This window comes from Aquimarina sp. U1-2 (assembly GCF_017897595.1).
Classification (GTDB): domain Bacteria; phylum Bacteroidota; class Bacteroidia; order Flavobacteriales; family Flavobacteriaceae; genus Aquimarina.
This window is the reverse complement of sequence record NZ_JAGKIK010000001.1, coordinates 1-22,277: the sequence shown is the minus strand read 5'-3', so window position 1 is coordinate 22,277 and position 22,277 is coordinate 1. Positions and strand designations below refer to the sequence as shown.

Sequence of the window (22,277 nt, the reverse complement as noted above, 5' to 3'; positions counted from 1 at the left end):
AATTTTTTATCAAACTATTAATACGTCAATTCACTCTACCCTGGGGCTATACTTCGGGGTAGAGTTTTTAATTTTATGAATTGTCTATATGGTTATAGAAATTAAAGTCATATAATTTCATATTAAAATTCAGACTTTAAGTAATTTCAATGGGGCTTCAGCTTCTGCGTTTTTAAGTGGTACATGTGTAATACGTGAATTAATATGAAACCACTTCATACAACAATATCATTTATTAAAAATAATCAAATCCTCTCTTATTTCTAGTGCAGTAAATTGAAATTCATTTTTTATCCAAATCAACGTATCTCGATTGTAGAAAAATACATGAGTAGGATCATTTTTATACCACCAGGAACTGAAATCTATATAGTTTTGATACAGTACTGTTTTACAATAGAGTTTTCCACCTGTCACCAATAAAGACGCTAATGTAGAAAATTCTTTATTAGGATTGTAGAAGTGTTCCATTACCTCACAGCAAACGATATAGTCATATTTTCGCAATAAAACCGGAGCATTAGGGTCAAAAAAGGGATCATAAGCAGTAATTGTATACCCCTGTTTTGTAAGCAATGAAGTAACTACAGGACCGCTACCCGATCCAAAATCCAAACCTGCATGGTTGGTATTGAAATCTTTTCGAATTTCTTTAATAATAGGTGAGACAAAATTTTGATAGCCAGGATCATTCACGTCATTTTGATGTAAAAGATACCGCTCTTTTTCTTCTTTTGGTGTTAGAAAATGTGTAGGATCTGCTATAATACCTTTACATTCTGGACAGAGAAAAAATGTTCGTTTTTTAGTAACGATATATACGCCTGTTAATGTGTTACATAGCGTACATACAACACGCTCCATTTACAGCTGTTTAATCTTAGCCAATTTAGCTTTCCAGACTTCTAGAGTTTCTTTATGTTTTTGTATATTTTTTTGTACTTCTCGTACTAACGGGTTGTCGTCTTTAGCATTTTTAAAGAATTGAAGATTATTTTCTAATTGACGAATTTCTCCATTAACCTCGTCTATTTTCTTTCTAATAAAATTTTGCTCACTTTTTAAAGCTCGATCGCTATCATCTGTTCGATTTGATAATGTATTTAACTTATTATCGTATTTGATTAATTCGGTTTCTTTACGGCTTAAATTAAGTTGTTTAAAAAGATCGTCTAGAATAGCATTATAGGTAGATTCGATATTTTTCTTTTTATAGGGTACTCTACCTAACGTTTTCCATGTAGCAATATTTTCTTTGATCGTCTTAAGATCTTCTTCAGGGTTACCCGAAAGTTGAAATTCTTTCAATGCTTCTATGTGCGCTTGTTTTTTTTCAAGTGAGGCAATTTCTTCTTTATTTGCTTCATTTCGTTCGGCATGTAGTCGATCAAAGTAGGCATTGCATGCATCCTTAAATTTTTTCCAAATCCGATCACTATCTTTTCGAGGGACATGACCTATCTTTTTCCAATCTGCCTGTATTTTTTTCATCAGCGGGGTGGTGACTGTAAAATCGTCACTATCCTTATTGTCTTCGGCAATTTTGATGAGTTCTATTTTCTTATTTAGATTATCGAATTGTTCTTTTTTCAATCCTTTATAAAAAGCATTTTTATTGCGATTAAAGTCTCTTACTGCAGTTTTAAATTCGCTCCAGGTTTGTTCATTTACATTCGAAGGTACTTTCCCTGCTTTAAAAAATTCTTCTCGTAAGGCTTCTACTTCTTTAATTTTTTGCTGCCAGCCGTTATGATTATTAGCTGGGCTAGACGCTATCTCAATAATTTTGGTAATGATCTCTTTTTTAACCTCGAGATTTACTTCATAAACTTTATCTAACTCTTTGAAGTGTTGTTGACGATTTTCATGAATTTGTTTGGTTAACGCACTAAATTTCTCCCAAATAGGTTCTCTGTACTCTTTGCCTACAGGTCCTAAATCTTCTTTCCACATTTTATGCAACAACTGCAATTCTCTAAATGCACGATTAACATCAGTTTCTTGAGCTAGTTCTGTAGCACGTTCTATAATTTTTAGTTTTTGATCCAGATTATGCTTAAAGTCAAGATCTCTAAATTCTCTATTTAAATGTAAAAAGTCGTAAAAATTTTCGGTATGATGGTGATAGGTATTCCAGACAGTGTTGTATTTATCTCTTGGTATAGGTCCCGCATTACGCCATCTTTCTTGTATGCTTTTGAAGTGGTTGTATGTGCTATTAATACTCTCGTCAATATTAAGCAAGCTTTTGAGTTCTTCAATAAGTGCTAACCTTCGCTTTAAGTTTTCCTGAAGGTCTTTCTTTAAATTTTGGTAGTATGCATTACGCTTTTCTTTGTAATCGAAATAAACAGAATTGAATTCTTTTTTTATCGGAGTAGAGTAGTAAAAATCAATGATATCACCGCCATCTGCCAGAAACTCTTCCTTTTTTTGCTCTACTTCTTCATTAAACTTCTCATTAAATTCACTTCGAATATCTTCAACATGCTCTTTTATTGCCTGAACTTTTTCATTTTTGACCAGGCTTCGCAATTCTTTTACCAACTCTTCTTTACTCATCGAGTGGTAGTCTTTTTTATCGATATCATGCCGCTCTAATGCACTTTCATCTTCACTGTCGTTAGCTACCGCTTCGTTCATTTGATCTTGAATTTGATCTTTGGTAGTGGGCTTCTCTAATTTTGTGTCGGCAGTATGTTCGTTAGAAAACTCAGTATTTTGTTGCGATTCTTCTAAAATGGCATCTTCTAGATCATCACCAGAGTTTGTGCTATTGTTTGGAGCAGTTGCTTTCGTTTTACTCATCTTTTCTTTAGATTCTTCAACAATTGCAGCAGCTAGATCGTCTTCATTAATTTCAGAAGTGTTTATGACGTTTTCGTTGTTTTCTTTTTGAGGTATAGCCTTTTCCTCTTCAGAAGCAGTAGTAGTTGTTTCTTCTTCGGATTCCGTTTTTTTTGAGTCTTGATCCTCTAAAATAGCATCCTTGTTGTTGGTTTCAAGAGTTTCTATCTTATTTTCTTTATTTCCATCTGCATCAGGCAGGTTATCACGTGTGGACATTGTGTGAGTGATTTTTGTTCATCTAAGCTTTATGTTATACTAAGATACTAACATATTAGAAAACCTCAAAGATATTAGGATGTTTTAAGATTGCTTTGAACGTGTATATGTAAGAATTTTATGACGAAACTACCGTAAATACTAGCTGTTCCAAATTTCCCATGCTTTTTCGGCTTGTAAAATTAACATTTGTAATCCGTTACAGGTTTTGGCTCCCTGTTTTTCTCCTTTTTTCATAAAGGTAGTTTGAGTAGGATTATAGATAAGGTCGTAAAGAAGATGTTGATGAGACACGTATTCAAAAGGAATATCAGGACAAGATGCTATATTAGGGTGAGTTCCCAAGGGTGTACAATTGATAATTAATTGATGAGATTCTATTGTGTCTTTATCTAAGTCTGCATAGCTCAATTCATTAGTATCAGGATTTCTCGATACAAATGTATAGGTTATTTGAAGTTCATCAAGTGCATAACGAATAGCTTTTGAAGCCCCACCGGTACCCAAAATTAGTGCTTTATTCATAGTCGAGTTCAAAAAGGGTTGTAATGAATTGGTAAAGCCGTAGTAGTCACTGTTATAACCGGTCAGTTTTCCATCGTTTTCAAATTTGATAACATTTACTGCGCCTATTCGTCTGGCAATAGGGTCTAAGGCATCAAGATGGGGCAATATCTCTTCTTTATACGGGATGGTTACATTCAGTCCACGAATATGAGGTTCTTTTGAGATGATAACTACATCTTCTATTTGTTTGATATCAAAATTTTGGTACTCGCAATTCAGTTTTTCGGTAGTAAACTTTTCAGTAAAATAACTTTTGGAAAATGAATAGTTAATATTGCGACCTAATAAGCCATAAATTTTTTTCATTTTGAAGATTTGAGTGTTTGTTTACCATACCATTCTAGCCACAAAACAATGGCTATGCCTATTAGAATAAAGAATATCCCTATATAGGTTTCTAGCACAGTCATATCTGGTACATATCGATCATAATTGTCCAAAATCGGATCTCCCAGTGCATCAATCATAGGGTTATTTGAAGTATCAACTTTATATATTTTATGTTTCCATGGCCATACGACGCCGAGTGATCCCGTGATAAAACCAATGATTGAGGCAAAAGTCGCTGTTTTATATCTTTTTAATACATATCCTAAAAAATGAGACAACGTTACCAGACCTGTTAAAGACCCCATGCTAAATACGATTAATACTTCTAGTAACCGCAGTCGCTGTGAATCTTGTAAAAATGTGAAGTCCCAACGAATTAAATCTGTAATGGTGTCGTATAATGCATTTACAGCATCTACCAAAAGGAGCACGTAATTACCCAATAATATTAAAATAAAGGATCCGGATAATCCGGGTAACGTCATACCCGACACCCCTATTATTCCACAAATAAAAACAAACCACAGATTATCATTTTCTTTCGCAGGATCGAGTAAACTGATACTTACTCCCACTAAAATGCTAATGAGAATAAGTGCGATATTTCTTTTGTTCCATTCGTCAAAATCCTTTGTGATATAGTAGATCGAACCTACAATCATGCCAAAAAAGCAAGCCCAAACATATAATTCGTAATGTATAATAAGGTAATCCAGAATTTTGGAAATACTAAAATAGCTAATTAGCATTCCTAACAGTAGAAGACCTAGAAATCTACCGTTGATGTAGCGCCAAAAGCTCTTCAACCTAAAGTTAATTAAAAGTTTAAAGGCTTTAAAGTTTATTTTTTGAAGCGAATAAATAAATTCTTCATAGAAACCTGCCACAAATGCAACAACACCTCCTGATACACCGGGAACTTTATTGGCGGCACCCATAGCGAGCCCTTTAATCACCAAAAAAAGTTTATCAGTAAAAGTCCTGGTATTTTGTTGCAACATATATTAACTTTTTTTTTTTGAAGCAAGACGTTCTAAGATAAAAATTAACAGAAAGCCTACTGCCGTAAAAATAAACACCCATACTATCATGGGATCACCCTCATATTGGGTTGGAGAAATACTTTTTTCTAGAAACGGGACTTCTATACCTTCAGAATTTGTTCTCCATGATATTATTTGTTTCCAAGGCCATAATTTATTTAGTGACCCTATCATAAATCCGGTAAGAATTGCTAGCGTTGTATTCTTATGATTTTTGAACATCCAGTTTAAAACTTTTGAGAATACTTTCAAGCCGGTAATAGCTCCTATGGCAATCATAACTAATTTGATCATGGCTTGAGATAAAAGCTCTGTGTTTACATTTGTAAGCCCTTCTCTTAACTGATTTAAAATATCGATAAAAGTTTGATACGCCCCTAATATTAATAAAATAAACGCTCCCGAAACTCCTGGTAAGATCATAGCAATAATTGCGATAAAACCACAAAAAAGTAAATACCAATTATTATCTGGTGATGCTAGAGGCTCTGCAATAGTAATTAAATACGATAAGATCGCTGCACCGATGATGGCGATGAATACTTTTGCGCTCCAAGTTGTGATTTGTTTGGCAATGTAAAGAATACTTGCGAGTACCAACCCAAAAAAGAAAGCCCAAAGTAGTAGTGGTTCGTGATGTAGAAGCCATTTAATTCCTTTAGCAAGAGATAAAATACTAATAACGATACCTAAAAACAAAAAAGATAGGAAAGACAGGTTAAAATGACGCCATGCACTTAGAAATCCGTCTCTTTTCCATATTGAAAAAAAAGTTAAATCTAACGTATTGATGGTTGCTATTAACTCTTCATAAATACCAGAGATAAATGCTATAGTCCCTCCTGAAACGCCCGGAACCACATCAGCAGCACCCATGGCTAAACCTCTTAAAGTTATCCCTAGATGGTCTTTAAGACTTCTTCGCATGTGCAATTGTTTTAATGCTTATATTCACCAAAACAAATGTATGCATTTTTATACTGAACTCGTTGAAACTTTTTTTAATTGACTACAAAATACGCCCTTTAGTTTACTTTGTATTCAGAAATAATATTTTTCACCAAGGTTAAGTGAAATACTTTTTCGAACAATTCTTCTAGAACTATATGATATTCATAGTCTAATTCTAAAGCTTTTCGTATATGATATTCTCCCTTATCGTGATCTTGTCGTTCATAATGTAATCCAGCCAAACGATATTGTACCTCGGCATTATCTGGATAAAATTCTATGGCTTGATATAAATTTTGTACTGCGGCATTAGACTCTCCTAAAAATCTTAGAATGTCAGAACGGTTTAACCATGTTTCTAATTCATAATTCCCCAATTCTAAAGCTTTTCTATACCCTCTTTCGGCTTCTTCAAAAAAAGCAAGTTTATTGTTAATTTTGGCGTAGCGTTTCCAGTATAGTACGTTTTCTCCGTCTATATTGATTGCTTTGTTTATATAGTAGAGTGCTTTTTGATAATTGCGCTTGCGCATATAATAATCGGTAATTGCTATCCAGCCTTTATCTAATAACGGATCCTCATGCACAGTTTTGGAATAGTGCTGAATCGCCAGATCATCATTACCTATTTTTTCAAAGCATTTTCCAATTCTTAATAAGGCAAAAGAAGTGGGATCATCCAATTCCAGAGTAATTCTGTAGTTCTCTATAGCTTCGTTATATCGTTTTAATTTTTCGAGTACTTTTCCTTTTTCCAGATATGCCCCTATGAAATATTCGTCACTAATAATAGCAAAATCAAAAGCTGCCAGCGCTTTTTTATATTCTTTTAAATCAAAATATTGTTTTCCTACCTGATGCCAGGCTACTTCGCAATATGGATTTTTGTTTAAAAACATATTTAGATAACCTATTGCTTCTTCATGTTGATCCAGAAAATCAAAACAATATATAATATTGTAAAGTGCAGAATAATCTTGATCATCTGCTTCAAGACAACGCATAAAGTTAATTTTTGCATTTTCGAAATCATCTATAAATAGATATTCCATGCCTATTAAAGAGTATACGTCTGCCTCGTCATTGGTATATAGTAAAGCTTTATTTAAAAGCTTTATAGCTTTAAAATGTTCATTGCGTTTTGAGAGAATATTAGCTTTTTGAATGTATATTTCTTCATTTTCGGGTTCGATAGCATGTAGCTGGGCTAAGAGTGTGTCAGCCTGCTCAAGACGATCTTCAAAAACGAGAACTTCTACCTGTAGTAGTTTAAGATTTACTGAGGAAGGATGTTGTGACAAACCCAAAGAAATTGCTTTTTTGGCTTTTGCAATTTTTCCATTTTCCAAATAATGATGAATGATAGATTCAAATTCATCTGAATCAAAAAATTTCACATCATTAGATCTCAGCATAGACTCATATCGAGTAATTGAGAAATTATTTTCTTCTTCGTGGTTAAATTTCATACACGTTGATTAAAGATGCTCCATAAATCAAAACGTATTATATTACTATTTCTGTTTTCCCCAACGAAAAAGAAATATATAGCAAATCCATATAAAATCATAACTATCAATACTATTTGAATTTGGCTATACGCACTCCAATACGTCATTTATTTTTGCATTATTGATTTCCTCAGTATTAAAATTACAAATGAAATCGATCATTTAAACTTTAGAAATCAATTGTTTTTAACAAACTAATTAACAAAATATGTACCATTATATAGGTTTTGAATAATAGTTTGTGTTTTTTGAGCACGCACTTCAAAGAATAATTTTTCGTGAAAAGAAAGTTATATTTATAAATATACAATTTTTTATCAGAACGTCTAGCTAGCTATAGTATTATTGACGGTGAATCTTATCGAGAATACGAAGTATAATATCACATCCTTCTCTTATTTCTTCTTCAGAAATCGTAAGCGGAGGTGTGATACGCACGGCTTTGGGTTCGAATAACAGCCAAAATAGTATAAGCCCTTCATTTTGACATTTCAATACGATTTGATTTGTGATTTCTGCATTTTTTGTAAGTATAGCCAACATTAAACCTATTCCTCTAATTTCTTCAATCAAAGGGTGCTTCAATAGTGATTTGAATAATTTTTCTTTTTTTCGGATTTCTGCCATAACGTCACTCTCTGTAAGTTCTTGTAACGTTGCCAATGCGGCAGAGGCAATTACAGGATGACCTCCAAATGTAGTAATATGCCCTAATTTAGGGTGATCCTGAAGTTGGTTCATTAAGGTTGCAGAGGTCGTAAATGCACCTATTGGCATACCGCCTCCCATACCTTTACCCATAACTACAATATCGGGCACCACACCATAATTTTGAAAACCAAATAGTGTACCTGTTCTGCCAAAACCCGGCTGAATTTCATCTAAAATAAGCAAAGCCCCCATGTCGCTACACCGATCTTTTACTTTTTTTAAATACTCATCTTTCGGCACGATAAAACCAGCCCCACCTTGTATAGTTTCTAAAATAACAGCGGCTGTTTTTCTGGTGATATAATCCAGATCCTTTTCGTTATTAAATGTAATATAATTTACGTCAGGAATTAAGGGTCGAAAAGCTTGCTTACGTTCTTCAAAGCCCATTACACTCATGGCTCCCATAGTATTACCATGATAGGCGAAATTTGCCGCTATGATCTGACTTCTTCCCGTGGCTCTTCGAGCCAATTTTAAAGCGCCTTCAATAGCTTCTGTACCAGAATTTGTTAAATATGTTTTTTCTAATGGATAGGGAAGGTGAGATGCAAGAAGCTTTGATAGTGCCACCGCTGGTTTTTGAATATATTCACCGTATACCATAACATGCAGGTAGGTGTCCAATTGTTCTTTTATAGCATCTACAACTCGAGGATGTCGATGCCCCAAACTACACGCAGAAACTCCGGCAACAAAATCCAGATATTTTTTGCCTTTTGAATCAAAAATATAAGAGCCTTTTGCATGCGAAATCTCCATCGCTAAAGGATGCGGCGTCGTTTGAGCCTGATATTTTAAAAAATCTTGTTTCAAGTATTCTGTTTAAAACTTACGAACCAGGATGCTGGGTTATGGCATACGTTGTCTCATTTGTTATTTGAAATCGCTTGTATACTATCGATTACTTTTTTAGGTTGTTTCAGCGTGGTAACCGTAATACTATCGCGTTGTCGTGCCGTTCGAGTTACATCGAGGTCTATGTAAGATGTCTTTTTTTGATGCTCTTTACTTTCGGTATCGATTTTGTCTTTAATCTTTGGTGCATTAGGAATAGAATCCAGTTGTTGGTTCATTTCTTTAAGTTCGGCATCTTTTAATTCTTGTTCTAGCAAACGAGAACCTTCCGACTTATTTTCTTCAAGTCTTTTGATTGTTTCTTCATCAAAAAAATCAGCTTCGTCTTTCGGTAAAGGTATTCCTTCTATTTTGGTAAGTTGTGGTGGTGATTCCCCTCGAAAAAGATCAGATTTGCTGCGTATTCTTTCGTCCCCTCGCCAAATAAAGCCTGATAATTCTCGCGCATTTTCAGGAAGATCAATTTCTCTATACAGTGTGCCATCTACGTTTTGATAGTAATATACATCTTCGATTTCCTGATTTTGTAAAAGCAACCGAATAGAACTGGAAAGCACCTTGTTAATACCAATCAATTTTAAATCTCCTTCACTTTCGCGCTGATAGAAAATGGTTTCAGTGTTTTTATCGATATCGACCTGATAGATTTCATTATCTTTAAATAATCCATACAAACTCTGACCTTTTACTTGATTATAGCCCGCCTTTAAAGTGTCTTCTTGTACAAGAAATGCATTTTGATAAACGAGCAGCGAATCTAACTTTTCAGTCTTTTTATTAGACACAATAGTAATGGTATCTCCTGTCATTTGGTTTTTTTGTGACCAAACTACGGGTCGACCTATCATTTTTGTATATCCAGAAGTTTGATCTACATTAATTGAATCACTTTTACCACTCATGTTGCTCTTATAGATTCTTACATCATAGAATCCATTCATGATTCGGTTTTCGGGTTTTCCTGTAACCATTAAGGTGTCGCTATGAATAAAAATAGAATCTTTTTCTTGTAAGGTTGCTGCTAATGCTCTTTTTGTTATAAAAACAGAGTCTTTGTCTTTAAAAACCTCGGCATAGTGACCTGTGATTACAGAACTATTCGCCGTATCCAGAACTCTAATATTATTGGTTGCCGATGCAAACTGAATCGCACTATTGTAGAATATACTATCTCCAAAAACAGTACGATTATCATAATCTATTCTGGCATTTTTTATGGCATATCCTGTTTTGACTTTAGTGTCATAAAATCCGCGCTCGCAATATAAGGTGCTTTCTGTTCCTTTTACCGTAGACGGACCATAGAGGTAGGCATGACCGTTTTCAGTATAATAGTCTAGGCGATCAGAATCGACAGTATTTTCGGGATTGACAATTTTTACTTTGGTATTGAATGAATATTGTTTTCTATCCATAAAATATCGACCAATCGTACTAGTTAAGGTATTTGATGAGTCTTTTACAGTTCCCCCACTGCGATAATAGGCTTGTTGTCGTAATCGATCAAAAAATAAGGTATCTGTACGCAATGTATTAGAAGGAGTTTCCATAAACACATTATCACTCGCATAGGCAAACTTCGTATTGCCATTATATTCGGCATATTTGCTAGTCATCGTAAGGGTGTCTCCTTGTTTGATAATGACATTGCCAAGTGCTTTTACAAATTTATCTTCACCATAATGAATAGCTTGATCACACCATATTTCTACCCCTTCATGCTGCATATAGACCTGTTTCTCAACTTTTGCGAGAATTGTAGCTCCGGGGAATCTATTTTGATCTTTTATCGTTCGATCAGACTGTACTTTAATTTGTTTTCCGTCTTGAGCATGTAAGATCGAAGAAAAGAATAGACCTAAGATGATATAGAAATGTATATTTTTCAAATAGTAGTGCATTTGTGTATGCAAAAATAACGAAAATTGTACCTAATGATTGTAGCTTCACAACTAAAAAAACAGAAATCAAAAAGAGAGAAAATCTACTTCTACGATCTGTATATTAAACCAGTACTCTTTATAAATACTGTCTTTGATAAGTACGCTTTGCAAATACAAATGTTACATTTTTATAAAGAATGCAAAGATTTACAAAGAAAAGTATTTAGAAAACCTATAAACTTCGAGCGCATTGTACAACAATTCTATATATTTTGAAGTCTGACTCAAGCTAAAAAAATAAATTTTATAGACAATAACCAACAATCGTAAACTGAGTAATCGAACTATTGAAAATTTATCTATAAATAGTTTGTTTTCTATCAGGTCCTACTGACACTATAGTAATTGGTGTTTCTAACTCTTTCTCTAAGAAAGTAATATATTCATTTAGTTCGTCTGGAAGTTCAGATGCTTTTGTCATTTTAGTCAAATCTTCAGACCAGCCTTTCATTTCGGTGTATATGGGAGTTACATTTTCTGGCTCAATAGTATAAGGCAGATGCGTAATAGTTTTACCCTTGTATGTATATGCAGTACAAACTTTCAAAGATGAAAAGCCACTTAGTACATCACCTTTCATCATCATTAATTGAGTAACTCCGTTTACCTGAACGGCATATTTTAAAGCGACCAAATCAAGCCAACCACATCTTCTTGGTCTGCCCGTTGTGGCACCAAACTCGTGACCTACTTTGGCCATTGTGGCTCCGTCATTATCAAACAATTCGGTAGGAAAAGGACCACTACCTACTCGAGTGGTATAGGCCTTAAAAATTCCAAAAACTTCCTTTATTTTGTTGGGAGCTATTCCTAGTCCTGTACATGCACCGGCAGCAGTAGTATTTGAAGAGGTTACAAAAGGATATGTGCCAAAATCGATATCGAGTAACGATCCCTGTGCACCCTCAGCCAGAATCGTTTTTCCTTCTTTTTGAGCTTGATACAAATATTCTTCGCTATCTATAAAGGTTAGTGTTTTGAGCATTTCTACAGCTTCAAAAAACTCGTTCTCTAACTCTTTTAAGTTGTATTCGATCTTCGAATCATAAAAATCGATCATCGCTTCGTGTTTATTTGCTAAAGAGCGATAACGCTTTTTCCAATCTTTGAGTTCCAAATCGCCTACTCGAATACCGTTTCTACCGGTTTTATCCATATACGTAGGACCAATACCTTTTAAAGTTGAACCTATTTTGGCTTTTCCTTTTGAAGCTTCTGAAGCTGCATCAAGTATTCTATGAGTTGGAAGAATAAGGTGCGCTTTTCTTGAGATTAGCAGTTTTGATCTATAATCTAAATCAAACGTATTGAGATTATCTAATTCTTTTTTGAAGATAACAGGATCGATAACAACACCGTTTCCAACCAAGTTGATGGCTTTATCGTGAAAAATACCACTCGGAATTGTATGTAAAACATGTTTAATTCCATCAAATTCTAAGGTATGCCCTGCATTTGGCCCTCCTTGAAATCGAGCGATAATATCATAATTTTTTGTAAGAACGTCTACAATCTTCCCTTTGCCCTCGTCTCCCCACTGGAGACCAAGCAATAAATTTACTGCCATTAGTTGTCTTGATTAGTTGATTTTTTTTTAGTTCCGTAGAAATACAGTGAATGATTGGTAATATCAACATTAAAAATTTCTTCGATTGTTTTTTTAATAGATTGAATTCTAGGGTCACAAAACTCTAGAACATCTCCTGTATCTGTAAGAATAAGGTGATCGTGTTGTCGATCAAAATATGATTTTTCGTATTGCGCCTGGTTTTGTCCAAATTGGTGTTTTCTTACCAATTTACATTCTAGTAAGAGTTCAATAGTGTTATAAAGTGTGGCACGACTCACTCTATAGTTTTTATTTTTCATTTTGATGTATAAAGATTCTATATCAAAATGCTCATCACTTTCATAAATTTCTTGAAGTATAGCGTATCTTTCGGGTGTTTTTCTGTGGCCGTTTTCCTCTAAGAAACTGGTAAAAACATTCTTAACGACAGCTTGATCGTTTTGTGTGGTTGCTTTAGTACTCATATGATTAAAAAAGCAAAGTTACGTTATTTTTTATTGAACTCGTTTAAACTTTTTTATTGAAGTGAAAAATTGATGCTTTTTGTTCGATTGAGGCATTTGTTAGATAAACCCACTTTATACATTAGAAAATCTATTACGGCTTTAAACTGCTGCAAAACCAAGCAGTACGTTGTATTTTTAAGTTTCAACGTAGCGGTGCTATGCTGAAACTTAGAAAACACTTGGTTTTATGGCATTTTCAAGCCTCATAACGAAATTCTAATGCATAAACTGGGATAAACAGCTCATGACTTCGAAACTAGAAAAATATAAAAGCTATAAAAACATTATTGTTTTCTACACTCTTAATCATAAATAGATTTTAGGTAATTGAAAATAGTTTAAATAAATTTAGCGACATTAATAAAAGGATTAATAATCAGTGGATTATAAAATAGTAGTTTACTCTCTAACTACCTTATCAATACCACTTATTTTAGAAAGATTTTTCATTACGGTTTTTAAAGTGTTTTTGTTTTTGACGCCAACGGTTATTTTGCCCGTAAATACACCATCGTTCGTGTCAAAATTCATGTTATAAATAGCAAGGTGCATATTATTTGAGATAATTTGAGTAACCTCGTTAACTACGCCAATATTATCAATACCATTAAGTTTAATAACTGCTTTAAATTCTTCCTGACTCGAATCGATCCACTTTGCAGGCATAATGCGATACGCGTAATTACTTTGTAGTTGCAAAGCATTGGGACAATTATTCTTGTGAACTTTGATTCCTTCGTTTACTGTGATAAACCCAAAAACATCATCTCCCGGGATAGGGTTGCAGCAGTTCGAAAGTTTATATTCGAGCTTTTCCATCTCTTTGCCAAAAACCAAGAGATCGTATTTTGCAGTTATTTCTTGCTTGTTAACATCTTTTATAGTGCCTCTACGAATTTTATTTTTGATAAAATTCATAAAAACGTTACTTCTCGTCGTGGCGAACTCTTTTATTTTCTGATTATCAATCGTGCCAATCCCAACTCTATAAAATAGGTCTAAACTGGTTTTAAGTTTAAAATACAGAACAAGTTCATTAATTACTTTTTCGCTAAGTGTAATTTTTTGTGAACGTAGTTTTCTTTTAAGAATAACTTTGCCATCTTCTGCAATTTGTTTTTTCTCATCGCGTAGTGCAGATTTAATTTTTGATCTGGCTCTTGCTGTTGTGGCATAGTCTAACCAGCTTGATGAAGGTTTGGATTTTGTAGATGTAATAATTTCTACCTGATCACCACTTTTAAGTTCATAACTTAAGGGCACCAATTTACCATTTACTCTAGCCCCTCTGGTTTTTAATCCGATTTCTGTATGAACGCTAAAACCAAAATCTAACGCCGTAGCACCTTTGGGCAATGATTTTAAATCACCTTCGGGAGTAAACACAAATATTTCTTTAGAATAAAGATTTAATTTGAACTCTTCTACAAAATCTACAGCATTCGCTTCAGAATTCTCTAGAGCTTCTTGTAATCTATTAAGCCAACCATCTAGCCCTTGATCTTGCTTTTCTTCGGTATTTTTATATTTATAATGTGCTGCGTAGCCTTTTTCGGCAATTTCATGCATTCTTTCACTGCGAATTTGTACTTCTACCCATCGACTGTCCGGACCAATAACAGTAATATGTAATGCTTCGTATCCTGTCGATTTCGGTTGTGAAATCCAATCTCTTAGCCGTATAGGGTTAGGTCGATAATAATCGGTAACAACGGTGTATATTTTCCAGGCAATAAATTTTTCATTTTCGAAATCAGAATCATAAATAATTCTAATGGCAAACTTATCATATACTTCATCAAAAGATACATTTTGTTTCACCATTTTACGGCGAATCGAGAAAATAGATTTGGGTCTTCCTTTAATTTCATAATTTAACCCTTCTTTATCGAGTCCTTCCCGTATTTTATCAGAAAATCTTTCGATATAGGCGTCTTGTTCTTCTTTACTTTCTTTTATTTTCTCTAAGATGTCTTTGTAAACTTCTGGTTCTGTATATTTTAGTCCAAGATCTTCTAATTCCGTTTTTATATTATAAAGACCTATTCTATGTGCCAAAGGTGCGTAGATGTACAAGGTTTCAGAAGCAATTTTAACTTGTTTATCGGGTCGCATAGCGTCCATAGTTTGCATATTATGCAACCGGTCTGCAATTTTGATAATGATAACCCGTACATCATCATTAAGAGTGAGTAACATTTTTCTAAAATTCTCAGCTTGTAGCGAGATGTCTCTGTCCTTTTTTAAAGAAGAAATTTTGGTAAGACCATCGACTATTCTGGCAACGGTTTCTCCAAACATTTGTTCAATGTCGGTTAAGGTATACTCGGTATCTTCTACGACATCGTGAAGTAGTGCTGCAGCTATAGAAGTTGCATCCAAGCCAATTTCGCTGGCAACAATTTTGGCAACAGCAATAGGATGAAAAATGTAAGCTTCTCCACTTTTACGGCGTTGGTCTTTATGAGCATCTACTGCTACATCAAAAGCCTGGCGAATTAGCGCTTTATCTTCTTTCGAAAGATTTCTATAGCTAATACGGAGCAACTCCTTATATTGCTTGGCAATTTGTTTATTTTCTTTGTCTATAGCAGCTTCTGTCATAACTAAAAGTTTTTTATAAAAGCCCTATTTATGATGGTGTGTAATTTTATTTTCCCTTATACATGTATTGGCAATAATTGTGCCCAAATCATTAAATGTTATGAACAAATATTCTAACCAATAAATATTAAAAGTACAATTAAGAATTGTAATCACCAAGTTCTTATGTTATGGATTTAATCCTTCAGGTTTTTTATTCTTTGCAGTAAGGTGGGGTGAGAGTAGTGTATAAATACCATCGCCGGATGTGGCGTGAGATTGCTAAAGTTATTTCTAGAAAGTTTCTTTAAACTGTTAATTAAAGCTTCATTGCTGTAGGTGTTTTTTGCATAATCATCGGCCTGATATTCGAATGTTCTCGAGACAGTATTCATGATCAAACCTGTCACTTCAGAAATGGGGCTATATAATATGCCAAAAGTGATTAATCCAATGTGAAATGAGGGGGTTTCGACACCCAAAGCTTCAGATAACAAAGGATTTGCAATAAAAAGTGATAAAAACCATAGGGTTAGACCAGTAAGACAAATCGATAAAATAAGATTGATAATAACATGCCTTTTCTTATAGTGACCTACTTCATGAGCAAGAACAGCTACAATTTCTTCGTTGGTTAGATCTTTTATAAGAGTGTCGTAAAGGGTGATCCTTTTTTCGCTGCCAAAACCTGAAAAATAGGCATTCGCTTTTGTACTTCGCTTAGAACCATCAATTACAAAAATATCCTTAAGTTGAAAACCTACTTTTTTTGAGTATGCCTCGATAGTGTCTCTAAGCGCACCTGGTTCTAAAGGGCTTTGGTTATTAAAAATAGGAACGATCAGTTTGGCATAGAACATATTCATCGCTACAGTAAAGATAGCTACTAATCCCAGGGCATATATCCAGAAGGATGCACCGGTTAATTCATAAAACCATAGGATTAACGCTAATAGTGGTCCTCCTACAATCATCATCATAATGATGCTTTTTATTTTATCTATGAAAAAGGTTTTTGGCGACATTTTATTAAATCCAAATTTCTCTTCAATAACAAATATATTGTAATACGCTGCGGGTGTAGATAGAATATCACTTCCAATCATGATAATTCCGAAAAAAATAAGCCCTATAACGATTGGATTATTTGAAAAACTTCTCGCGATCTCATCAACGACTGCAAAACCATCAAAGAAAAAAAACAACAGCATAATGCAAAGTGAAATACTCGAAGAAACTAATTTAAACCTATAATTTGCTTTTTTATATTCAATAGATTTTTTGTAATCTTCTTCTGGATAAACATCAGCGAGTTCATCGGGGATGTCATCGTTATAGTGTAATGCATTTAGAATATCTAAAAGTGAATCTATAACAAAGACAATAATAATAATAGCGATAAGTAAATAGAATAGGGCAGTAGGGGTCATTTCGTTTTAAAGCTTAGTAATTCAGGTATTTGATTCGTGGGCAGCCGAAAGGTAATGATTTTTTAAGCTATTTGCCACATTTTCTCCCAAAAACAAACCGTACTACTAGGTTCTTACATAAAATTACGTTGACGCTTAGCTTCAAAAATTAATATTCCTGCGGCAACCGAGACGTTCATTGAATCTATAACTCCGTTCATAGGTATTTTAATATTTTGAGTGGTTTGACTTAAAAAAGTAGTACTTAATCCGGTCGCTTCAGTGCCAACAACAATCGCTGTAGATTGTGTGTAATCCTGAGTATGATAGGTCTCCGCTTTTTCTAAAGCTGCACCATAAATATTTATATTTTCCTGTTGTAAAAATTTAATAATATCAGTTGATGATCCGGTTGCGATATTTATGGTAAATAAGCACCCTACACTAGACCGAATAATATTAGGATTATAAAGATCAGTTTTTGGATTGGCAATGATGACAGCATCTAATTGAGCTGCATCGGTAGTTCGCAATAAAGCTCCAATATTACCGGGCTTCTCTGGGGCTTCTGCAATTAAAATTAAGGGGTTTTTAGAAGATAATTTTAAATTTTCTATACTAAGATTCTTTGCAATCGCAATAGCCAAAATACCTTCAGTTGTAGTTCGATAAGCAAGTTTTTGATAAATTTCAGAAGTAATTTCAAAATACTCGATAGCCGTTCGATGCTCTTTAGTTATTTTAAGGACTTTTTCTTTCGAAATTATAGACGAACAATAATACACATGTCGAAGTGTATATTGTCCTTTAATAGCCAAGAGTATTTCTCGCTGCCCTTCTACTATAAAACATTCTTCTTTTTTTCTGATTCTAGCCTTTTCTTTCAGTTGAGTCAGAAATTTTATTTTAGGATTTTGTGAACTTTGTATAGAGTTTTGCATAACGATGGCATAAAAAATCCCACTTGCAAAAGTGGGATTTTAATATAAGTGAGATAAAATTATTGTATTAAAAGATTACTTAACTTTCTCTGCAATAGCTTTAAAAGCTTCAGGGTTGTTCATAGCTAAATCTGCTAAAACTTTGCGGTTTAGCTCTATATTGTTAGCTTTTACTTTTCCCATAAATTGAGAGTAAGACATACCGTGTAATCTGGCACCTGCGTTAATACGGGTGATCCAAAGTGCACGAAAAGTTCTCTTTTTATTTCTACGGTCTCTATACGAGTATTGCATCGCTTTGTCAACCGCGTTCTTGGCTACTGTCCAGACGTTTTTACGACGTCCAAAATAACCTTTTGCTTGTTTTAGAACCTTTTTTCTTCGGGCTCTTTTTGCAACAGAATTTACTGATCTTGGCATAATTTTAAATTTTTTAGTAGTAGGCGATCCAATAATTCTGAATTCTTTAAATGCCTAACTCCTTGGTTTATACTAATTTTAACCTTATTAAAAAGAAATTACTTTAAGCGTAATTGCTCCTTAATACTATCTTCATCGCTTTTGTGCACTAACGTAGTGTGCGTTAAAGCCAGCTTACGCTTTTTGGACTTTTTTGTTAAGATATGACTCTTAAAAGCGTGCTTTCTTTTGATTTTACCGGTGCCAGTAAGCTTAAAACGCTTTTTAGCACTGGATTTTGTTTTCATTTTAGGCATTGTATCCTTGTTTTTATGATCTCACTTAGTATTGTAATTTCTTTCTCGTAATAGAGAAAGACGATATTCTTTTATTTTTTAGGAGCGATAAACATAATCATACGCTTCCCTTCAAGTTTTGGCATCTGCTCTACCTTTCCGTATTCTTCTAGTTCTTGAGCTAATCTAAGAAGTAAAATTTGACCTTGATCCTTATAAATTATAGAACGACCTTTAAAAAATACATAAGCTTTCAATTTGGCACCTTCACTCAAAAATTTGATAGCGTGCTTTTTTTTGAATTCATAATCATGTTCATCGGTGTTGGGCCCGAATCTAATTTCTTTAATCACAACCTTGGTTGCTTTGGCTTTTAATGCCTTGTCTCTTTTCTTCTGTTCGTAAAGAAACTTTTTGTAATCCATTATTTTACAAACAGGAGGTACTGCTTTAGGCGAAATTTCAACAAGATCTAATCCCTGTTCTTCTGCAATTCCTAATGCTTTTTTGGTAGGATATACACCTACTTCTACATTATCGCCTACTAAACGCACTTCATCAACGCGAATTTTATTGTTGATTCTGTGCGCATCTTCTTTAATGATTCGTGCTGGTTTTTGAGACCTTCTTCTTCGTATTGCTATGACTTAAAAATTTAAATTAAACTTATTTTTATTTATAACTATCCGTTAAACGGTTTAAGAGTTTTAGTAATTTCTTCTTTAACTATCTTAGAAAATTCTTCAATCGATATAGCGCCTAAATCTTCACCTCCATGTTTTCGAACAGCTATCGTTTGCTCTTTTTCTTCTTGCTCTCCCACAATAATGATATAAGGAAATTTATTCATTTCTGCTTCCCTAATCTTTTTACCAATCGTTTCATTTCTATGATCTGCAAGGGCGCGAATTTCGTCATTTTCTAACAAATTTAAAACTTTTTCAGCGTATTTTTCATATTTCTCGCTGATAGATAGAACAATAGCTTGTTCTGGCATTAGCCACAATGGGAAATTTCCTCCTGTGTGTTCCAGCAAGATGGCGATAAATCTTTCCATACTTCCAAAAGGAGCTCTATGAATCATTACAGGTCGATGTACATCATTATCACTTCCTTTATACGTAAGATCAAAACGTTCTGGTAAATTGTAGTCCACCTGTATAGTTCCTAATTGCCAGCTTCGGCCTAATGCATCTTTTACCATAAAATCAAGCTTAGGGCCATAAAAAGCAGCTTCACCTGTTTCTACGATGTAATTCAGTCCTTTCTCTTTTGTAGCGGTTAGAATAGCGTTTTCTGCTTTTTTCCAGTTTTCGTCTTCACCTATATATTTTTCAGGATTTTCTGGATCACGAAGCGATACTTGAGCTGTAAAATTTTCAAAACCTAAAGATCCAAACACATAAAGAACAAGGTCGATAACTTTTTTGAATTCTTCATCCAATTGGTCAGGAGTGCAAAAAATATGAGCGTCATCTTGTGTAAATCCTCGTACACGAGTTAATCCATGCAATTCGCCACTTTGTTCATACCGATATACAGTTCCAAATTCAGCATAACGTATAGGTAGATCCCTGTATGACCACGGTTGACTGTTATAAATTTCGCAATGATGCGGGCAATTCATAGGTTTTAATAAAAACGCTTCGCCCTCTGCAGGAGTATGTATAGGTTGAAAGCTATCTTCTCCATATTTGGCATAGTGACCTGAAGTAACATACAATTCTTTTTGTCCAATATGTGGAGAAATTACCATTTCATAACCCGCTTTTTTCTGAGCCTTTTTCAGAAATTGCTCTAAACGTTCTCTTAGTGCTGCTCCTTTTGGAAGCCAAAGTGGCAATCCTTGACCTACACGCTGTGAAAACGTAAAAAGACCCAGTTCTTTTCCAAGTTTTCGATGATCTCGTTTTTTAGCCTCTTCAATAAGTGCTAAATACTCTTTTAACTCTTTTTGCTTCGGAAACGATGTGCCATAAACACGGGTAAGCTGTTTGTTATTTTCATCACCACGCCAATAAGCTCCGGCGACGCTCATTATTTTTACAGCCTTAATAAGTCCGGTATTCGGAATATGTCCTCCACGACATAAATCTGAAAATGTATCGTGATCACAAAAAGTGATCGTTCCATCTTCAAGATTTTCGATCAATTCAATTTTGTATTCGTTTCCTTCTTCTTTGTATTTGGCTAGGGCATCTGCTTTTGAAACCGATTTCATCTTAAAATCATGTTTTCCTCTGGCGATTTCAAGCATCTTATCTTCAATTTTCTTGAAGTCTTTTTCAGAAATTGTTTGATCTCCAAGGTCAACGTCATAATAGAATCCGTTTTCTATTGCAGGTCCAATCGATAACTTTACACCAGGGTACAATTGTTCTAAAGCCTGAGCCAAAACATGAGATGAAGAATGTCGAAATGCTGCTTTGCCTTCTTGATCCCTCCAGGTGTATAATATTAGATGACCATCAGTAGTTAATTCGGTAGAAGTTTCTATTACAGTGTCATTAAACTTTGCAGAAATTACATTTCTTGCAAAACCTTCGCTAATATCTTTAGCGACATCCATAGCGGTAATACCACTATTATACTCCCTAACCGAACCATCTGGCAACGTTATTTTGATCATCTTTTTTATAATTAAAGGCGCAAAGATAATACGATAATAAAATTCATACAATATATAAGATAAATAAATAATTTGTTTGATAACCGAGATCTAAATACTTCAAAGTTCGCCTCAAAATGAGAATTAATCTTCAGCCAGATGGTTACAGGCTTGTTTACGGCCGTTTAATTAGTAGGTGTATTGTATTTTGTTGGTTGCTTAATGTATAAATAGGTAATGTTTTTTTATGGGTATTCGCGATATTTGAGATATCCCGACCGCGCTTTACATTATATCTTTTTTAATTGGTCCTTACAGATATCAATGTTAGAAGTAGTATAAAAAAGGATGCCATTTCAATCGCTATCCCGTATTTGTTATTCTGTAACCTCAAGGTTATAAGAATATTAAGTGGGTGTTAAAAAAAAGGTGCTAAATTCCATTGTGGATTAAAAAAAGGGTTTTAGTTTTGCGATCTCTTTTACGGGATTTGTTTTTTGAATTTTTGTTGTTTTTTTGGTTTTGGAGTGGTTTTAGAAAAAACTTAAAAAAAGTTTTGGTGGTTAAAAAAGGGGTTGTATATTTGCACCCGCTTTGAGAGACAAGCGACGTTCATAGGAAGGATTAGATGGGATTTTTACTTTTACTTATAGGGGTAAATTAGGGTTCGACTCCCTGGGTAATAGCAAAGAGAGTTTAGTATCATTATTAAGAGTGGTGATACGGGCTTTACGAGTTCATTGATATATTGATTGACAGCGCGTATAGATTGCTTTTTTTGTGTCATTTCCGTGAAGGCGGAAATCTCATAAATAGAAGTTTTTTGTACACATTTAAGAATTAAGACTAGATTCATTTACGATGAGGTTAGATTTTACTTTAGTTGTATTGTTATTGGTATTATTATTTAAGAACAAACGATGAAGAGTTTGATCCTGGCTCAGGATGAACGCTAGCGGCAGGCTTAACACATGCAAGTCGAGGG

General features: G+C 34.1%; 17 protein-coding genes and 1 rRNA gene. 1 reads left to right on the top strand and 17 read right to left on the bottom strand.

What is annotated here, in order from left to right; genetic code table 11:
• Nucleotides 1-228 precede the first annotated feature (228 nt).
• The 17 genes from J8281_RS00090 to thrS form a co-directional block, all read right to left on the bottom strand.
• Entirely contained in the window at nt 229-864 is a 636-nt protein-coding gene (locus J8281_RS00090) for a class I SAM-dependent methyltransferase (protein WP_210195549.1), read from the bottom strand.
• Nucleotides 865-3,066: a DUF349 domain-containing protein gene (locus tag J8281_RS00085; protein WP_210195548.1), complete on the bottom strand. Its 2,202-nt coding sequence runs from the start codon at nt 3,064-3,066 to the stop codon at nt 865-867. It abuts the gene before it with no gap.
• 141 nt (nt 3,067-3,207) lie between these two features.
• A complete protein-coding gene (locus J8281_RS00080; RefSeq protein ID WP_210195547.1) occupies nt 3,208-3,939 on the bottom strand; it encodes a shikimate dehydrogenase in 732 nt (243 codons plus the stop codon).
• The gene (locus J8281_RS00075; protein WP_210195546.1) at nt 3,936-4,964 is read right to left on the bottom strand and encodes a DUF368 domain-containing protein; all 1,029 of its coding nucleotides are present in this window, start codon (nt 4,962-4,964) and stop codon (nt 3,936-3,938) included. Before J8281_RS00075 ends, J8281_RS00080 begins: the two co-directional genes overlap by 4 nt.
• Before the next feature lie 3 nt (nt 4,965-4,967).
• Nucleotides 4,968-5,933 (bottom strand): DUF368 domain-containing protein, encoded by a 966-nt coding sequence (locus J8281_RS00070; protein ID WP_210195545.1) that lies wholly within the window; start codon nt 5,931-5,933, stop codon nt 4,968-4,970.
• 98 nt (nt 5,934-6,031) lie between these two features.
• Nucleotides 6,032-7,426 (bottom strand): tetratricopeptide repeat protein, encoded by a 1,395-nt coding sequence (locus tag J8281_RS00065; RefSeq protein ID WP_210195544.1) that lies wholly within the window; start codon nt 7,424-7,426, stop codon nt 6,032-6,034.
• A 384-nt stretch (nt 7,427-7,810) separates the two neighbouring features.
• Entirely contained in the window at nt 7,811-8,995 is a 1,185-nt protein-coding gene (locus tag J8281_RS00060; RefSeq protein ID WP_210195543.1) for an aspartate aminotransferase family protein, read from the bottom strand.
• A gap of 53 nt (nt 8,996-9,048) precedes the next feature.
• Complete coding sequence (locus J8281_RS00055) at nt 9,049-10,926, bottom strand: OstA-like protein (RefSeq protein WP_246848922.1); 1,878 nt, start codon at nt 10,924-10,926, stop codon at nt 9,049-9,051.
• Nucleotides 10,927-11,275: 349 nt separating this feature from the next.
• Entirely contained in the window at nt 11,276-12,547 is a 1,272-nt protein-coding gene (locus tag J8281_RS00050; protein WP_210195542.1) for an adenylosuccinate synthase, read from the bottom strand.
• Nucleotides 12,547-13,014 (bottom strand): Fur family transcriptional regulator, encoded by a 468-nt coding sequence (locus tag J8281_RS00045; protein WP_210195541.1) that lies wholly within the window; start codon nt 13,012-13,014, stop codon nt 12,547-12,549. Before J8281_RS00045 ends, J8281_RS00050 begins: the two co-directional genes overlap by 1 nt.
• Nucleotides 13,015-13,455: 441 nt before the next feature.
• A complete protein-coding gene (locus J8281_RS00040; RefSeq protein ID WP_210195540.1) occupies nt 13,456-15,660 on the bottom strand; it encodes a bifunctional (p)ppGpp synthetase/guanosine-3',5'-bis(diphosphate) 3'-pyrophosphohydrolase in 2,205 nt (734 codons plus the stop codon).
• A gap of 176 nt (nt 15,661-15,836) precedes the next feature.
• A complete protein-coding gene (locus tag J8281_RS00035; RefSeq protein WP_210195539.1) occupies nt 15,837-17,069 on the bottom strand; it encodes a M48 family metallopeptidase in 1,233 nt (410 codons plus the stop codon).
• Nucleotides 17,070-17,182: 113 nt separating this feature from the next.
• Entirely contained in the window at nt 17,183-17,989 is an 807-nt protein-coding gene (locus J8281_RS00030) for an RNA methyltransferase (RefSeq protein WP_210195538.1), read from the bottom strand.
• A gap of 75 nt (nt 17,990-18,064) precedes the next feature.
• Nucleotides 18,065-18,409 (bottom strand): 50S ribosomal protein L20, encoded by a 345-nt coding sequence (rplT, locus tag J8281_RS00025; RefSeq protein WP_210195537.1) that lies wholly within the window; start codon nt 18,407-18,409, stop codon nt 18,065-18,067.
• A gap of 98 nt (nt 18,410-18,507) precedes the next feature.
• A complete protein-coding gene (gene rpmI, locus J8281_RS00020) occupies nt 18,508-18,705 on the bottom strand; it encodes a 50S ribosomal protein L35 (RefSeq protein ID WP_210195536.1) in 198 nt (65 codons plus the stop codon).
• Nucleotides 18,706-18,776: 71 nt separating this feature from the next.
• On the bottom strand, nt 18,777-19,286 hold the full coding sequence (infC, locus tag J8281_RS00015) for a translation initiation factor IF-3 (RefSeq protein ID WP_371812571.1): 510 nt from the start codon (nt 19,284-19,286) through the stop codon (nt 18,777-18,779).
• An 80-nt stretch (nt 19,287-19,366) separates the two neighbouring features.
• Complete coding sequence (gene thrS / locus J8281_RS00010) at nt 19,367-21,313, bottom strand: threonine--tRNA ligase (RefSeq protein ID WP_210195535.1); 1,947 nt, start codon at nt 21,311-21,313, stop codon at nt 19,367-19,369.
• Nucleotides 21,314-22,209: 896 nt separating this feature from the next.
• On the opposite strand from thrS, the gene J8281_RS00005 reads away from it, so the two are divergent.
• Nucleotides 22,210-22,277 (top strand): 16S ribosomal RNA (locus J8281_RS00005); the annotation flags it as partial.

Excerpts from the sequence above, each read along its gene's own strand:
- J8281_RS00090 (WP_210195549.1), bottom strand. The coding sequence starts at position 864 with ATGGAGCGTGTTGTATGTACGCTATGTAACACATTAACAGGCGTATAT.
- J8281_RS00085 (WP_210195548.1), bottom strand. The coding sequence starts at position 3,066 with ATGTCCACACGTGATAACCTGCCTGATGCAGATGGAAATAAAGAAAAT.
- J8281_RS00080 (WP_210195547.1), bottom strand. The coding sequence starts at position 3,939 with ATGAAAAAAATTTATGGCTTATTAGGTCGCAATATTAACTATTCATTT.
- J8281_RS00075 (WP_210195546.1), bottom strand. The coding sequence starts at position 4,964 with ATGTTGCAACAAAATACCAGGACTTTTACTGATAAACTTTTTTTGGTG.
- J8281_RS00070 (WP_210195545.1), bottom strand. The coding sequence starts at position 5,933 with ATGCGAAGAAGTCTTAAAGACCATCTAGGGATAACTTTAAGAGGTTTA.
- J8281_RS00065 (WP_210195544.1), bottom strand. The coding sequence starts at position 7,426 with ATGAAATTTAACCACGAAGAAGAAAATAATTTCTCAATTACTCGATAT.
- J8281_RS00050 (WP_210195542.1), bottom strand. The coding sequence starts at position 12,547 with ATGGCAGTAAATTTATTGCTTGGTCTCCAGTGGGGAGACGAGGGCAAA.
- J8281_RS00045 (WP_210195541.1), bottom strand. The coding sequence starts at position 13,014 with ATGAGTACTAAAGCAACCACACAAAACGATCAAGCTGTCGTTAAGAAT.
- J8281_RS00040 (WP_210195540.1), bottom strand. The coding sequence starts at position 15,660 with ATGACAGAAGCTGCTATAGACAAAGAAAATAAACAAATTGCCAAGCAA.
- J8281_RS00035 (WP_210195539.1), bottom strand. The coding sequence starts at position 17,069 with ATGACCCCTACTGCCCTATTCTATTTACTTATCGCTATTATTATTATT.
- J8281_RS00030 (WP_210195538.1), bottom strand. The coding sequence starts at position 17,989 with ATGCAAAACTCTATACAAAGTTCACAAAATCCTAAAATAAAATTTCTG.
- rplT (WP_210195537.1), bottom strand. The coding sequence starts at position 18,409 with ATGCCAAGATCAGTAAATTCTGTTGCAAAAAGAGCCCGAAGAAAAAAG.
- rpmI (WP_210195536.1), bottom strand. The coding sequence starts at position 18,705 with ATGCCTAAAATGAAAACAAAATCCAGTGCTAAAAAGCGTTTTAAGCTT.
- thrS (WP_210195535.1), bottom strand. The coding sequence starts at position 21,313 with ATGATCAAAATAACGTTGCCAGATGGTTCGGTTAGGGAGTATAATAGT.